The sequence below is a fragment of the Streptomyces sp. NBC_01296 genome, assembly GCF_035984415.1.
Lineage (GTDB): Bacteria > Actinomycetota > Actinomycetes > Streptomycetales > Streptomycetaceae > Streptomyces.
The window spans coordinates 171,674-186,263 of the sequence record NZ_CP130721.1 but is presented as its reverse complement, the minus strand read 5'-3'; the positions used below and the strand labels follow the sequence as shown (position 1 = coordinate 186,263).

General features: G+C 71.1%; 13 protein-coding genes and 3 pseudogenes. 5 read left to right on the top strand and 11 right to left on the bottom strand.

Annotation, left to right across the window (positions count from 1 at the left end):
• Positions 1-62 precede the first annotated feature (62 nt).
• The 7 genes from OG299_RS41160 to OG299_RS41130 form a co-directional block, all read right to left on the bottom strand.
• Positions 63-263: a ferredoxin gene (locus OG299_RS41160; RefSeq protein WP_327364803.1), complete on the bottom strand. Its 201-nt coding sequence runs from the start codon at positions 261-263 to the stop codon at positions 63-65.
• Positions 264-268: 5 nt separating this feature from the next.
• Complete coding sequence (locus OG299_RS41155) at positions 269-1,453, bottom strand: cytochrome P450 (RefSeq protein ID WP_327364802.1); 1,185 nt, start codon at positions 1,451-1,453, stop codon at positions 269-271.
• Positions 1,454-1,699: 246 nt separating this feature from the next.
• Positions 1,700-2,953 (bottom strand): crotonyl-CoA carboxylase/reductase, encoded by a 1,254-nt coding sequence (gene ccrA, locus OG299_RS41150; RefSeq protein WP_327364801.1) that lies wholly within the window; start codon positions 2,951-2,953, stop codon positions 1,700-1,702.
• A gap of 58 nt (positions 2,954-3,011) precedes the next feature.
• Complete coding sequence (locus OG299_RS41145; RefSeq protein WP_257559775.1) at positions 3,012-3,551, bottom strand: winged helix-turn-helix domain-containing protein; 540 nt, start codon at positions 3,549-3,551, stop codon at positions 3,012-3,014.
• A 107-nt stretch (positions 3,552-3,658) separates the two neighbouring features.
• Entirely contained in the window at positions 3,659-3,874 is a 216-nt protein-coding gene (locus tag OG299_RS41140) for an MbtH family protein (RefSeq protein ID WP_257559774.1), read from the bottom strand.
• A 17-nt stretch (positions 3,875-3,891) separates the two neighbouring features.
• The gene (locus OG299_RS41135; RefSeq protein WP_327364800.1) at positions 3,892-5,361 is read right to left on the bottom strand and encodes a methyltransferase; all 1,470 of its coding nucleotides are present in this window, start codon (positions 5,359-5,361) and stop codon (positions 3,892-3,894) included.
• A 125-nt stretch (positions 5,362-5,486) separates the two neighbouring features.
• Entirely contained in the window at positions 5,487-6,248 is a 762-nt protein-coding gene (locus OG299_RS41130; RefSeq protein ID WP_327364799.1) for a thioesterase II family protein, read from the bottom strand.
• A gap of 168 nt (positions 6,249-6,416) precedes the next feature.
• On the opposite strand from OG299_RS41130, the gene OG299_RS41125 reads away from it, so the two are divergent.
• Together OG299_RS41125 and OG299_RS41120 are read left to right on the top strand one after the other, a co-directional pair.
• Positions 6,417-6,743 carry an acyl carrier protein gene (locus OG299_RS41125; protein WP_327364798.1) on the top strand — a complete coding sequence of 109 codons (327 nt, stop codon included), beginning with the start codon at positions 6,417-6,419 and terminating at the stop codon, positions 6,741-6,743.
• 11 nt (positions 6,744-6,754) lie between these two features.
• Complete coding sequence (locus OG299_RS41120; protein WP_327364797.1) at positions 6,755-9,097, top strand: amino acid adenylation domain-containing protein; 2,343 nt, start codon at positions 6,755-6,757, stop codon at positions 9,095-9,097.
• 47 nt (positions 9,098-9,144) lie between these two features.
• Here the strand turns inward: OG299_RS41120 and OG299_RS41115 are convergent.
• A pseudogene (locus OG299_RS41115) lies at positions 9,145-9,811 on the bottom strand (DUF4097 family beta strand repeat-containing protein).
• 186 nt (positions 9,812-9,997) lie between these two features.
• Here OG299_RS41115 and OG299_RS41110 point away from each other — a divergent pair.
• Positions 9,998-10,776: pseudogene (locus OG299_RS41110) on the top strand (helix-turn-helix domain-containing protein).
• Positions 10,777-10,794: 18 nt separating this feature from the next.
• Here OG299_RS41110 and OG299_RS41105 read toward each other — a convergent pair.
• The 3 genes from OG299_RS41105 to OG299_RS41095 all read right to left on the bottom strand — a co-directional run bounded on the left by OG299_RS41105 (position 10,795) and on the right by OG299_RS41095 (position 12,985).
• On the bottom strand, positions 10,795-11,169 hold the full coding sequence (locus OG299_RS41105) for an acyl-CoA carboxylase epsilon subunit (RefSeq protein ID WP_327364796.1): 375 nt from the start codon (positions 11,167-11,169) through the stop codon (positions 10,795-10,797).
• Between the two features lie 299 nt (positions 11,170-11,468).
• Complete coding sequence (locus OG299_RS41100) at positions 11,469-11,651, bottom strand: DUF5302 domain-containing protein (RefSeq protein WP_215141663.1); 183 nt, start codon at positions 11,649-11,651, stop codon at positions 11,469-11,471.
• 104 nt (positions 11,652-11,755) lie between these two features.
• Positions 11,756-12,985, bottom strand: a complete 1,230-nt coding sequence (locus OG299_RS41095; RefSeq protein WP_327364795.1) for an MFS transporter — start codon at positions 12,983-12,985, stop codon at positions 11,756-11,758.
• On the opposite strand from OG299_RS41095, the gene OG299_RS42980 reads away from it, so the two are divergent.
• Positions 12,975-13,154 (top strand): hypothetical protein, encoded by a 180-nt coding sequence (locus tag OG299_RS42980; RefSeq protein WP_442817616.1) that lies wholly within the window; start codon positions 12,975-12,977, stop codon positions 13,152-13,154. The genes OG299_RS41095 and OG299_RS42980 overlap by 11 nt on opposite strands.
• Positions 13,141-14,462: pseudogene (locus OG299_RS41090) on the top strand (SDR family oxidoreductase). The gene OG299_RS42980 and the pseudogene OG299_RS41090 overlap by 14 nt, the downstream one beginning before the upstream one ends.
• Positions 14,463-14,590 lie beyond the last annotated feature (128 nt).

Genomic DNA, 14,590 nt, shown 5'->3' with positions numbered 1-14,590 from the left:
GCACGGTGGTCCGCGCCGGCGGTGCCGGGGTCCGGGGGCGGCCGCTGCCGGCCACCCGGTCCCTACGCGGTCTCGTCGAGGCTGATCGACTGCGAGGGGCACACCCGCACGCACTCCTCGACGCTGTCCCACAGTTCCTCGGGCGGATGCGCGCTGAGCAGCACGACCGTCCCGTCCTCCCGGCTCTGGTCGAACACCAGGGGCTCGGTCAGCGCGCACATGCCCGCGCCGCAGCACTTATCCGTGTCGACGTCGACCCTCATCGCCGTCACCAGCCGACGGGCAGGCGCCGCACGCCGTACATCGACGACAGGTGGGTCGTCTCGATCTCGTCGCGCGCGGCGGCCAGGTGCAGGCCGGGGAACTCGCGGATCAACTGACCGAAGGCCACCCGCATTTCGACACGGGCGAGCTGCTGTCCCACGCACTGGTGCACGCCGTAGCCGAAGCCGAGGTGCCGGCCGGCGCTGCGGGTCAGGTCGAGCGCGTCCGGGTCCTGGAAGGCGTCGCCGTCGCGGTTGGCCGCGGACAGGGCCACGGTCACGACCTCGCCCGCCCGGATCCGCCGACCCTCCAGCTCGACGTCCTGCGTGGCTCCGCGGATGATGCCGAACTGGACGATGCTCAGGTAGCGCAGCATCTCCTCGACCGCGCCGTCGATCAGGGACGGGTCCTTGCGCAGCAGCGCCAGTTGCTCCGGCCGGGAGAGCAGCAGGTACGTGCCGAGTCCCAGCATCTTCGCGGTGGTCTCGTGGCCCGCCGTGAGGACGAGCATCGCCGAGCCCGCGGCTTCCTCGTCCGTGAGGTCGGACGCGGCGACCCTGCTCAGCAGGTCGTCCTGCGGCCGCTCGCGCTTGAGGCGGACCAGCCGGGTCAGGAATTCCGCCATCAATTGGAATGCTTCCACGACCTCGTCCATCGAGCGGTCGTAGTCGAGCATGGTTTCCGAATGCCGCTGGAAGAACGCGTGGTCCTCGTACGGAACACCCAGCAGCTCGCATATCACCAGTGAGGGAATCGGCAGGGCGAATTCGCGCACGAGATCCACCGGCGGTCCGATCTCCCGCATCGCGGCTATCCGGTCCGCGGTGATCCGCTCCACCTTCGGTTCCAGGTTCCTGGTCCGCCGTACGGTGAATTCACCGGTGAACAGCTTCCGGAACCGGCTGTGCTCCGGGGGGTCCATGAAGATGAAGACGCCCGGCCTCGTCGGCCCCGGGGCGCCCTCCCCCACCGCCATCCGGCGGTGTTCTCCGCGTGAGCTGAACCGGGGGTCGTTCAGGACGGCACGCGCGGCGGCGTACCCGGTGACCAGCCAGCCGTCGGTGCCGTCGGGGTAGGCCAGTCTGCTCACCGGGTGCTCGTCCCGCAGCTCGGTCAGCTTCGGGGGAGGGTTGAAGGGGCAGGTGCGCTCGGTGGGGAACGCCACCGGCTGCAGATCGGTCCTGGTCAAGTCGACTCCGTGGTTGTAAGGGCCTGTTCGGCCGGCCCAGGCGGGACCCCTGCTCGGAGGACATGCGGTCATACCCGGCCGCGGAAACGAATTCCCGTTGACTTCGGGAAAAACCCCCGCGGATTGGCGTGACTCGATGATGCCAGACAACCCGGATCTCGATCTTTCCATTCATGCAGTGTGCAGCTTTCTCGCGATTGCGGCACAACTGCTCCTCGAGTGTTTCCCGAGGATTTCTGCGACGGCTCAGCGGTCCCCGAGACCGGGATTGTTCGTCGCACCGACCAGTACGGCCGAGTTGCCCGGTGCCTGCACGCCCTCCAGCAGGTCCTGATGGGCCCGGCCGATCTCCTCGAAGGCGTACGTGTGCCCCAGGTGCGGGTCGAGGAGGCCCATGTCGACGAGGCGGGTCACGGCGAGGCACTCGCGCGGATTGGCGAAATGGGATCCCTGGAGCCGCTTCTGCCTCATCCACAGGTACCTGAGGTCGACGTCCACGTTGAAGCCGGACGTGGCCCCGCAGATCACGATCATCCCGCCCGTGCCGCACACGTAGACCGACGTGGGGATGGTGTCGCTGCCGGGATGCTCGAAAACGATCTTGGGAGAGGCCTTCTCACCGAGGATGTCCCAGATCTCCCGCCCGAAGGCCCGCAGGTCGGCGGTCCACCGCTTGTGCTCCTCGGTGCCGGCCTCGGGCACGCGTCCCCAATGGCTGAACTTGGTCCGGTCGATGACGCCCGCCGCACCCAGGTCGAGGCAGTACTTGGCCTTCTCCGGTGAGGACACGACGGCGATGGGCCTGCCTCCCATCTGCCGGGTCAGGGAGATGGCCATGGAGCCGAGGCCGCCGGAGCCGCCCCAGATGAGGACTCCGTCACCGGGCTGCACCGTGTTGGGCGCCCAGCCGTTGAGCTGCCGGTACGCCGTCGCACCGGTCAGCAGGAATCCCGCGGATTCCGCCCAGCTCAGCCTGGTGGGCCGGGGCAGACACTGGAAGTCGGCCACCAGGGCGAACTGGGCGAACGAACCCCAGTTCGATTCGTAGCCCCATGCCTTCAGCGATGCCGCGAGCATGGGATCGACGCCGAGCCGGACATCGGGATCGTGCTCGTCCCACAGGCCGGCCGAGACGATGACCTCGTCGCCCACCTTGACCTGCCGTACGCCCTCTCCCACCTTCCAGACGATTCCGGAGGCATCCGATCCGCCGACGTGGAAGGGCTCCTGGCTGCCCTGCCGCTGACGTGCCGCCACGACGTCGACGGGATGCCCCTTGGCCGCCCAGACGTTGTTGTAGTTGATGCCGGCGGCCATGACCGCGACGAGGACGAACCCGGGCGGCACCTCGGGCGTCTCGACGACCTCCGTCCGAAAGGCCGTAGCCGGGGCCCCGTACCGTTCCGGGCGGATGACCGACGCGTACATGGAACGGGGGACGGTCCCGAGCGGGGGCAGGTCGCCCACTTCGTAGAGGGTGCTGGTCGTCGAGGAGTTCAAGGTAATCTCCGGTGTCGAGTGGTCGGTTGGTCCCTGCACTCTGTGGGGTGCGGCATGGTCAGACACCGGAGGCGTTCGCCGCCGGGACGGCCTCGGCGGACACCGCGTTCTCCAGCATGTAGCCCCGCCCCCACACGGTCCGGATGGACAGTTCGATGGGCAGGAGCCGGCGGCGCAGCCGCATGATGTGCAGGTCGAGCGCGTTCCTGTTCAGCGTCAGCGTCTGCAGGGCGAAGCGCTGCACGAACTCGGAGCGGTGCACGACGTCGCCGAAGCGGTCGACGAGCAGGCGCATCAACTCCGTCTGCGTGGTGGAGACGGTGATGGAGTGATGGCCGAAGCTCAGGGTCCCGGTCGAGTCGATCGTCGGTACCCGGTTGCTGTCGAAACGGCTCTGCAGGACGGTGACCCGGGCTTCGAGGTCATCCCGGGACACCGGGGGGCGTACCCAGTCCTCGACCGGATCGTTGCTGATCGGCGGCTGCGCGCCCGCCTCCACGACGAGCAGGCGCGGCATGCCCTCCTGCCGGCAGCGGGTTCTCAGATCCGCCTGCGCCGGCCAACGGACGAAGACGACGTCGGAATTTCGAACACCCACGGGCACGTCCTCCCTGTACAACCCACGTACATCCGGTCCGAACCACCGAAACCCATGGACCTCTCGGCACGGACGAGCCCCGGTCGAGTCGTGGTCACAGGCCCGCGTCAGGACGCCGGCGTCGCCTCGCGCAGGCTCCGCGGCCGCAGGTCGGTCCAGTTCTCCTCGACGTACGCGATGCTCCGCGCCCGCCCCGCCGGCCCGGCCACTACGCGCCAGCCGTCGGGCACGACGGCGAACGTGGGCCACAGCGCGTGCTGCTCCTCGTCGTTGACCACCACGTAGAACTCGCCGTCCTCGTCGTCGAACGGGTTCACCGCCATGTCTTACTCCGCTGCCTTCAGTTCGGTTCGGGGAGCGCGGCGCGGTCTACCGTGCCCTCGGCGGTCAGCGGCAGGTGGGCGATGACCACGATGTCGTCCGGCACCAGGTGGCCGGGCAGTTCGGCCGCCAGTTCCCGCCGCAGCACCGCCGGCAGCCTCGAGGCCCGGCGGGAGGCCCCGGGCACGTTGGCGAGCGGCCTGGCCCGGGTGTCCAGGGGCCGGTACACCCCGCCGTAGCAATGCCTGCCGTCCGCGGGCACGATCACCGCCTCGAACCAGCCGGGCGCCTCGGCCGACCAGGTGCACAGGACGGCGCGGCCGTGCTCCCGGCCCCAGGTCTCCAGCGCGTGCGGGTCGAGGGGCGTGCCTTCCGCCGTGGCGGGGGCCCCGCATTCGGCCGCCTCGCTCACCAGCCTGGCGTTCGGTATCCGGGTCAGCCGCAGGCGGCCGCCGTGACGGGCCAGCTCGGCCTCCAGGCCGGACACCTGGTGCACGTCCGAGCCCCAGGTGACGGCGGGGACGTCCGCGAGGTGCGTCGGCGTGCTCGACCGCTTGTGCAGGACGACTTCGTAGCGGTGGCGGGTGAGTTCGTTCCCGTCCGGTCCGGGCTTGAGCCGGACGTCCACGGCCGCGACCTCGTCGTGCGCGTCGGCCCACTCGGTGAAGAAGCCCGGATCGAGGTGGAGTTCCGTCTCGCGGAGCACGGCGCGGGCGACCGCTGCCCGCACGGCGGACGGCTCGTCACCGGGGCGCTGGGCGTGGTGGACGGCCGTCAGGAACTCCCGCAGGGTGCCGTGGTTGCGGACGTCGCCGACGAGGATCCGGCCGGCCGGGGCGAGCCGCCGGAGCGCGACGTCCAGGACAGCCGAGAGGTAGGCGGCGTCGGGGAAGTACTGCACGACCGAGTTGAGGAGCACCGTGTCGAAGTACTCCGCCGGCAGTCCGTCGGCGGAGTCGGCGGGCTGGCACCGCAGTGTCACCCTGTCCTTCAGCCGCGGCTCCGCGGCGACCTGGGCGCCGAGCCGTTCGATGACCGCGTCGGAGAAGTCGGTGGCCCAGTAGGCCTCGGTTTCCGGTGCCAGCGGCCCGAGCAGCAGCCCGGAGCCCACCCCGATCTCCAGCACCCGGCGCGCCTCCAGAGCGCGCACCCGCTCCACCGCGGACGCGCGCCACTGGCGCATCTGCGGCAGGGGGATGGGTTCGCGCGTGTAGGCACTGTTCCATCCGGTGAAGTCTTCGCCGATCCCGTTGTCCGGCGCGGTGTCGCCGTACATCTCGTCGTAGACCGCGCGCCACTTCTCCACGTGCCGGGTCACGTCCGTGTCCGGCACCCCGGGTACGACGTACGCCACCAGGCGCCGCTCCCCGAGCCGGTCCTCGCGGGAGACCACGGCCGCCTGCGCCACGCCCTCCTGCGCGCGGAGCGCGGCCTCGGCCTCCTCGAACCGGCTGGTGGGGCGCTGTCGCGCGTTCGTGAGGGGCGCCATGCTCCTGTTCCCTTTCGATCATGGTGCGCAGGTTCGGTCGTGAGCCCACCCTAGGAAGGGGAGCACCGGGTCATCGGGCCGTCTGACAGATGTGTGCCAGACCCGGCCGGGCGCCGCGCCGGTGCTCAGGCGAGGGCCGCCACGGCCTCGCCGATGGCCGCCGCCAGGTCCGCCGGGCGGCTGGTCGGCAGGTCGTTGCCGCCCGGCAGCGACACAAGTCGGAACGGCCCGGTGGTGAGCGTCGACCACGCGTCGAGCTGGGCGCGTTCGACGGTGTGGTCGTCGTGGCCGTACACGGCCACCGTCGGGACCGCGACGGGCTCGGCGCCGCCGCGCTCGTACAGCTCCAGCTCGTGGGTCTCGATGAGTTCGTAGTCGGCGCGCAGGGCGGGCTCGACGATGTCGAGCAGTTCCTCGTTGCCGAGGAGCTTCGCCGGGAGGTACCCGTCCGCCACGACCTGCCGGAGGAAGTCCGGCCGCGGCAGCGCGAACGTGGGCTCGCGGCGGACGCTGCCGGGGGCCGGGTTCGAGGAGACGACCAGGGCCCGCACCCGGGCGGGGCCCAGGCGCCGTGCCACCTCGTAGGCGATCGTCGAGCCGGCGCAGTGCCCGTACAGCACCACCGGCCGTCCCTCGGCGTGCTGGAGCAGTTCGTCGGCGAGCTTGTCGGCGAGTTCGGGCATGGCGGTCTCCGCCGGCTCCTCGAGCCGGGACTCCCGGCCCGGGAGTCGTACCGCGAACGCGTCGAAGGCGTCGGAGAGCTCGACGCACAGCGGCCGCACCGTGGTCACGCCGGCGCCCGCGTGCGGAAAGGCGTACAGCGCGCACTCCTTGGGGCCTTCGTGGGGGACGCCGACGAACCAGCGGCTTTTCGTGTGAGTTCCCATGCACGTGAGGATGACCAATCGCCGTGGCCCACGGGCGCCAACCCTGACTGACCTCTGAAAGATCTTCGGACAACGGCAGCCCACCGCGGCGAGACTGGCATCCGGTCGGAGCCCTCGACCGGGTGAGCGCGGACCCCAGAGCACCGAGAGAGAACGCGGGAGAGATCGGTGAACGACTTCGGATCGGTCGGGGTGGCGAGCCCGGACCACATCGGCCACGACGGCCCGGACCTCGAACTGCTGCGCGCCCGGGTGCGGGTCCAGTGGGCCGACGCGCTGGAGCACGAGGACTTCGGCGACGACGAGGACTTCTTCGAGGCCGGCGGGAACTCCCTGCTGGTCGCCGAGATCATGGCCGCGCTCGGGGCGGAGCTCGGCGCGCGCCTGGCCCTGCGGCTCTTCTTCAACCACCCGACGGTGAACGAACTGACCGGCGCGCTGGCGGCCCACGAGGGCCTTCGGGCGCCGGCCGCACCGGCCGCACCGGCACGGTGAGCGCCCGGCCGGTGTCCGTCACGGACGCCCCCTGGAGCAGGTGGAACGAGACCGCGCGGCCCTTCCGCGACGACGCCACGATCCCCGTGCTGATCGCCGAGACCGCCCGTCGCCACCCGGACCGGCCGGCGATCGTGACCTCCGACAAGCAGGTCATCACCCACGGCGAACTGGACCGCCACTCCAACCGGCTGGCGCGGCTGCTGCGCGAGCTGGGACTGGGCCGGGGCTCGGCCGTCGGCGTGTACGGCGAGCGCGACGCCTCGGCCCTCGTCGGCATGCTCGCGGTGCTCAAGGCCGGCGCCTCCTACGTGCCGCTCGACCCGGCGTGGCCGGCCTCCCGGATGGTCGGGCTGCTCGACCAGCTCGACGTGGCGGCCGTGCTGACCGACCGCGCGTCCCTGCCCTCCGTACAGGAGTTCCGGTGGGAGGTGCCCTCGCTCCGGCACGTGCTGTGCCCCGGCATCCCCGAGGAGTTCTCCTGGTCGGCCACCTTCCGGCGCGAGGCCGTCGCGGACCTCTTCGACTACCTGTCCGGCTCCCCCGACCCGCTCGAGGCCGCGGGCTTCAACACCCGCCGCTCGCAGAGGCCCTTCACCGCGGATGACCTGCGGGGCTACCAGGACCACGTGGCACGGTTCGTACGGGCCGCGACGTCCGCCGAGCGGCCCTCGGTCCTGGAGATCGGGTGCGGATCCGGTCTGATCGTCGAGGCCCTGGCACCGCAGGCGTCCCGCTACGTCGCCGTCGACCCCTCACCGGTGTCCGTGGCCAGGAGCCAGGAGACCGGGGCCCGCGCCGGGGGCGAGGTCGAAGGCGTGGTGTGCTTCGCGCACGAGGCCGCCGAGCGGGTGAGCGGTCCGTTCGACGTCGTCGTGCTGGCCAGTACGGTGCAGTTCCTGCCGGACCTCGACCACCTGACGGGCGTCCTCGACTCGCTCCTCGGGCTGCTCGCCGACGACGGCGTCATCGTCCTCGCCGACCTCGTCGACCCCGGGCTCGGCGCCCACTCCGGCCTCCGGGTGCCGCCCCGCTTCGTCGAACGGTTGCCCGAACTGCTGCCCGGGGTGGCCCGCGCGGACGTCCACCGCCGCCGGGCCGGGGAGTTCACCGGCGAACTGGCCGAGCGCTACGACGCCGTCATCCGCGTCGAGCCGTCGCGCGGCCGTGCGGCGGTGTCCCGCGACCGTGCGGCGCCGCCGCGTGAACCGCTGTGGACCGGCCATCACGTCGGCCTCCGGCCAGCCGACCCCCTCACCACCGGCCCGACGGCCGACGACGTCTGCTACACCATCTTCACGTCGGGCTCGACCGGTACGCCCAAGGGCGTCTGCGTCTCCCACCGGTCGGCGGTGAACCTCATCGACTGGGTGAACCGCACCTACGGGGTCGGGCCCGCCGACAAGCTCCTGTTCGTCACGTCGTTCTGCTTCGACCTCTCGGTCTACGACATGTTCGGCGTGCTCGCCGCCGGCGCGACCGTACGGCTGGCGTCGGCGGCTGAACTCGCCGAGCCGGACACGCTGGTGGACCTGCTCGAACGGGAGGCCATCACCATCTGGGACTCGGCGCCCGCCTCCCTGGCCATGGTCATGCCCTTCGTCCAGGCCCGCGAGCCCGCCGGGCGCGACACGCTCCGCCTGGCCCTGCTCAGCGGCGACTGGATCCCGGTGCCGCTCCCGGACCAGATCCGTGCCGCGTTCCCGAACGCCGAGGTGGTGTCGTTCGGCGGCGCCACGGAGTGCACCGTCTGGTCCAACGACTACCGGGTGCGGGACGTCGACCCCGCGTGGCCGAGCATCCCCTACGGCAAACCGATGCAGAACGCCCGCTACTACGTGCTCGACAGCGAGCTGCGGCCCTGCCCCCTGGGCAAGGAGGGCGATCTGTACATCGCCGGCACGTGCGTCGCCCTGGGCTACGCCGCGGCCACCCCTCTCACCGCCGCGAAGTTCCTGCCCGACCCGGGAGCCGTACGCCCCGGCGAGCGCATGTACCGCACCGGTGACCGCGCCCGCTGGCTGGCGGGCGGCGACCTGGAGTTCCTGGGCCGCCTCGACGACCAGGTCAAGGTGCGCGGCTACCGGATCGAACTAGGCGAGGTGCAGAGCGCCCTCCTCCAGTGCCCGGGCGTCCGGGCCGCGTCGGTGGTGGCGCCCACGGGGCGGGGCGGGCGGTCGCTGGCCGCCTTCTACGTGCCCACGGCCGAGCCGCTTTCGAAGGCCGAGGTCGTACGCGCCCTGCGGACCGTCCTGCCGTCGTACATGGTCCCCGCGCGCATCATCGCGCTCGACGAGCTGCCCCTGACCAGGCAGGGCAAGGTCGACCGGGCCGCCCTCCTGCGCCGGCTGTAGCCCGGGCCCGTCGCGGCCCCGGGCGCGGCCCCGGTCGCAGGAGCCGCTCAGACGCTGCGGGCAGTGACGTCGCCGTAGGCGGTGGTCGCGTGGATGGTCAGGCCGGCGGCGCCGTCGGTGTTCTTGAGCGCGTTGTGGATGCGGCCGTAGGCGGTATCGGCGTCGAGGGAGGCCGAGACACCCCGGGCGGCGCCGATCGACAGGTTTCCCGCCTCCGTACGCAGTTCGACCGCACCGCGGACGGCCTCGGCGACCTGGATGTCGCCCTTCTGCGTGCTGATCTGGGCCGGGCCCCCGAGGCGGCCGACCGAGATGTCACCGGCAGGGAGCGTGAGACTGGCGCCCGCGGTCTCGTCGAGCTTGATCGAGCCCTGCGGCGCCTCGAGGGTGACATCGCCCAGCCGTCCGACGCCCCGGAGTTCGGCAGCGGCCGTCTTCGCCTCGACACGGGAACCGGCGGGCAGCTGGACCGTCACCTCGACGGAACCGGAGTGGCCCAGGATCCGGTTCTTCGCCGGAGCGGCCTCGATCCGCAGCACGCCGTCGACGTATTCGACCGTGGTCTGCTCCGCCGCCTTCACGTCACGGCTGCTCGAGGCGTTCACCGGCCGGACCTCGACCGTGGTGTCGGCCCGGTCGGCGGCGATGAACCGGACGAGTCCCGCGGGGATGTCCAGGACGGCGGCGATCGGGGCGGGTGGCGAACTTCTGCATGATGCTCTCCTGGCTGCTCATTGTTTCCGACACCAGAAACGCTACGTTGCCTTCACTGTTTGAGCAACACACTCATTGCGTATGATCAGCATCATCGCAGGTGACAGGCTAAGTATCGTTGCAACAGCTTTGATTTTAACGCAACGACAGCACTCTGACCGTTGCATTGGATTGGGAGTGAACGCTATACCGGGGGCATCAACGAACCACGAGGGGGATCGCGAAGGCAGGCTCACTCAGCAGGAACGTCAGCAGATCGCGCTGGGGGTGGCCGACGGGCTCGCCGACGCGGAGATAGGCAGACGTCTGGACCGTCCGACCTCGACCATCACGCGCGAGGTGATGCGCAACGGCGGCCCCGCCGGCTACCGCGCCGATCTGGCCCACCGCGCCACCGAACACCGCGCCGCCCGGCGCAAGCAGACCGCGCCCCGAGGCCAACAGGCGCCCCCGCAGGCCCACGGACGCGACCCCGAGGCCGTGCGCGCGTACGAGGAGGTGTTCACGACCCCCCTCATGGCCTCGGGCCTGCCCAAGATGACGGCCCGGGTACTGGTGTCCCTCCACACCACGGACGCGGGCAGCCTCACCGCGTCCGCGCTCGCCCAGCGCCTCGCGGTCAGCCCATCTCCAAAGCGATCGCGTTCCCGGAGAGTCAGGGCCTGATCCGCCGGGAACGCGACGAACGCCGCCGCGAGCGCTACATCGTCGACGACGACGTCTGGTACCAGTCCATGATCGCCAGCGCCCGCTCCACCACCCAACTCGCCGAGACCGCACGGCAGGGCGTCGGCATCCTCGGCCCCGACACCCGGGCCGCCACCCGCCTCGAGAACATCGCCCGCTTCGTCGACTTCGTCAGCGAGAGCATCACCCGCGCCGCGGAGCAGGCCCGCGAGATCCTCCACACGAGACCCGAGGCGACCTCAGGCGGCGCTGCCACACCGGGCTCAGACCTCGGATAGACAGCCGGCTTGACGAAGTCAGGAAGCCCAGGCGCCCGGTGCGAGGAACGGCCGACAGGGCTGGGTGGGGAGTTTGCGGGTGCGCGGGGCGGAGGGTTCGGGCTGCCGGGCCCCGTGGAGCAGGCGCAGGCGGGCCGTGAGGAGGGCGGCCAGGGCGGCCGTCTCCTCGGCGGTGGGGTTGCCCCGGGAGATCCGGATCGAGGCCATGGCGAGGGCCGTCGAGGTGTCCTCGGCGGCGGTCGTCCCGGGAAGCTCCGTGCGGTCCGGGGAGTCCGGGGAGTTCGCGCGGTCCGGGGAGTCCGTGTGCGCCGGCGGGTCGGCAGGGTGTTCCTCTGCGGGCGTGACGCCCACCGCGGGGGCGGTCAGCACCGGACGTTCCTCGACGATGATCACGGGGAGCCCCTTTCGACGGTCGCACCGGGATGCGCCTGGTGCCGGACACTCCAGGATCAGCGCGGGCGCTACAGCCCGCCTCGGGTTCCGCACGGGAATGCGTACGGAATGACTCGCGAACACTTGCGATCATGGCCGGAACGCATCGTCGCGGGTCCAATTCTCCACTGAAATCCAAGCATAATTCGAGTTGAATTCGAGCACGATTCGAGTGGATATTGCAGGCACACAAAAAGCCGCCGCGGTCCATTCCAGTGGAATGGACCGCGGCGACCCATGGGGGGTGGAGTCGGGTTTGATCAACCAGTCTTCCTGCGGAAATACCGCTTCTGGCCGGCCGAACCGCTCATGTTCTTCACCTTGATGCGGCCCTCTTCGTGAGCCGTGCGGGCGCGCGTTGCGTTGGACTTGCGCTCCAGCGCCTCGCGGAACTTCTCCTTGGCATCTTCTGCAACGCCACCGTCGAACGACTTGTCAGTCATACGTACCTCCTGCAATCAATCGACAGAAAAAGTCTGGCACAGAATTGCTAGAATGACGACCCCGCATTCACGACTCCAGGCAATGGAATTCGCCATTTCCGGGGTCAGGCGGTGTCAAGGAGGAGCCGGTCCTTCGTGGCGGGCGCCGCGGTCTGTGCGGCGGGCTCCGCAGACGTCGTCTCCGGCTCGGCCTGAGGGGTCTTCGAGGCGGGCAGGAGCGGGCTGAGGAGGGCGACGAGCGTGAAGACGGCGACGTTGTACCAGAGCGTCACGGAGGTGGCGTCGCTGAAGCGGTCGGCCCGGTCCGCGCCCGCGACCTCGCTGCCCGTGAGGCTGAAGAAGATGACGCCGACGATGGCGATGCCCGCGGCCGTTCCGAACTGGATGACGGCGTTGACCACGCCGGAGCCGGCTCCGGCGTCCTGCGGGGGGATGTCGCCGAGCACCACGTTGGTCAGGATCGGCGAGCACAGGCCCATGCCGAAGCCCACGATCAGTTCGGCGCCCGCGACGTGGTACCAGTCGATTCCGGCGCCCTGGCTCGACACCGCGAGGATCATGGCGAGGGTGCCGAGCGTCATCACGGACGTGCCGATCGCGACGAACTTGCGCCCGTTGGCGGTGCCCTTGCGCCAGGCGATCTGGAAGGTGGCCATGATGCCGATGGGGAAGGCCACCGTCACCAGCGCGGTGCGCAGCGCCGACCAGCCGAGCCCCAGCTGCATGTGGTAGGTCAGCACCAGGAAGAACGAGGTGATGCCGGAGAACGCCAGCATGACCACGACGACGCCGGCGCGGAACGAGCGGTGGTGGAACAGGGTGGGCGGGACCAGTGCGGATCCGTCGCGGCGGTGGCGGCGGCTCTGGTGGACGCCGAAGGCGGCGAACAGCAGCACCGAGCCGGCGAAGAGGGCGAACATCCAGCCCGGCCAGCCCTCTTCGCGGCCCTGGACCAGCGGGTACATGAGCCCGAGCGAGGCCAGGGTGATCAGGACGACGCCGGTGATGTCGAGCCGGGGCGATTGGTCCGACTTGCTCTCCGGCATGGTCCAGGCGGCCAGGGCCACCGCGAGGATCCCGAAGGGGATGTTCACGAAGAAGATCGAACGCCAGCCGAGGCCGAAGAGGTCCAGGTCGGTCAGGGTGCCGCCGAGCAGCGGTCCGCTGACCCCGCCCAGTCCGAGGACGGCGCCCATCAGGGAGAAGGCGACGACCCATTCCTTCTGGTCGAACATGGTCATGATGACGGACATCACCTGGGGCACCATCAGCGCCGCCGTCAGGCCTTGCATCAGGCGGCCGCCGACGAGCACGCCCGGGGCGGTGGCGGCCAAGTCCGGCGGCACGCTCCAGCCGCCCGCCGGGTACTGGCCCTGGCACCTCGACATCCGCGAGAAGGGCAGCATCGACAGCCTCGAACTGGTCCCCGTGGACCGCTCGGAGCCGCTCGGCGACGGCGAGGTGCGGGTCGCGGGTGCGCGCCGCGGGCATGAACTTCCGTGACGTCCTCAACGCGCTCGGCATGGTCGCCTGCTCGTCCACGCGGCGGCGGGCGGTGTCGACATGGCCGCCGTACAACTTGCCCACCACCTGGGCGCCGAGGTCTACGGCACGGCCGGCCGGGCCAAGTGGCAGACGCTGCAAGGCCTCGGGCTGCCCGACGAGCGGATCGCCTCGTCCCGCGACACGGCCTTTCGAGGCGCAGTGGCTGACCGGTACCGGAGGCACGGGTGTGGACGTGGTCCTCAACTCGCTCGCCGGGGAGTTCACGGACGCCTCACTGCGCCTGCTGCCGCGCGGCGGCCGGTTCCTGGAGATGGGCAAGACCGACATCCGCGACCCGCGCGAGGTCGCCGAGGCCCATCCGGGCGTCGTCTACCGTGCGTTCGACCTGATGTCGCTGGAGCCCCCGCACCTGCACCGGATGCTGACGGAGCTGTCCGGGCTGCTCGCGGACGGCACGATCGAGCCCCTGCCGCACCTCGCGTACGACGTGAGGGAGGCGCCCGGCGCGTTCCGCCACATGGCGTCGGGACGGCATACCGGCAAGATCGTCCTCACGGTCCCGCGCGTGCTCGACCCGCACGGCACGGTGCTGGTCAGCGGGGGCACGGGTGAGCTGGGCCGTCAGGTCGCCCGCCACCTGGTCGGCCGGCACGGCGTGCACCACCTGGTACTGACGTCGCGTCAGGCTCGGCGGCGCCGGGCGCGGCGGAGCTGGCGGCCGAACTGGCCGAGGCGGGCGCCGCGTCCGTACGGATCGTGGCCTGCGACATGCCGGTCAGCGACCAGGTCGCCCCGGCCGTGGCCGAGGCCGGGCGCGAGCACCCGCTGACCGGCGTGGTGCACCTCGCGGCCGTGATCGACGACGGAGTCGTGCGCAATCAGACGGCGGAGCGGTTCGAGCGGGTCCTGGCGCCCAAGCTCACGGGCGCCTGGCACCTGCACGAGCTGACCCGGGACCTGGACCTGGACTTGGCGGCCTTCGTGCTGTTCTCCTCCGTGGCGCGCACTCTGGGCTCGCCCGGCCAGGGCAGCTACGGAGCGGCCAACGCCTTCCTGGACGCCCTGGCCCCGACGCCCTGGGCCATCGCCGACTTCCTGCGCGGGCGGCTGCCCTTCGACGAGCCCGCCTCCGGTGAGGCACCGCCGCAGGACCCGGTGCGGGCCGCCCAGTGGGCACTGGACCGTGTCAGCCCCGATCTGCTGCGGCCGAGCGGTCTGCTCGACCGGCTGCTGGAGCTCGCACGGCCCGAGGGGTCCCGGCCCCCGCCGACGTCGGCGAGGCGCTCCAGGCCGCCGGGGAACTGACGGCCGAGGAGATGGACAAGGCGCTCGACGCCGTACTGGGGGGACTGTGACCGGGCCGGGCCGGGCGCGGCCCGGCGGCCCAGCGGCGCCGCTCGAGGTCGGCTCGAGCGCGTGTCCAGGGCTCGTCG

What these genes read in the sequence shown, in the direction of transcription:
- OG299_RS41135 (WP_327364800.1), bottom strand. Translation starts at nt 5,361, where the DNA reads ATGGCGCCCCTCACGAACGCGCGACAGCGCCCCACCAGCCGGTTCGAG.
- OG299_RS41140 (WP_257559774.1), bottom strand. Translation starts at nt 3,874, where the DNA reads ATGGCGGTGAACCCGTTCGACGACGAGGACGGCGAGTTCTACGTGGTG.
- OG299_RS41100 (WP_215141663.1), bottom strand. Translation starts at nt 11,651, where the DNA reads ATGACTGACAAGTCGTTCGACGGTGGCGTTGCAGAAGATGCCAAGGAG.
- OG299_RS41130 (WP_327364799.1), bottom strand. Translation starts at nt 6,248, where the DNA reads ATGGGAACTCACACGAAAAGCCGCTGGTTCGTCGGCGTCCCCCACGAA.
- OG299_RS41160 (WP_327364803.1), bottom strand. Translation starts at nt 263, where the DNA reads ATGAGGGTCGACGTCGACACGGATAAGTGCTGCGGCGCGGGCATGTGC.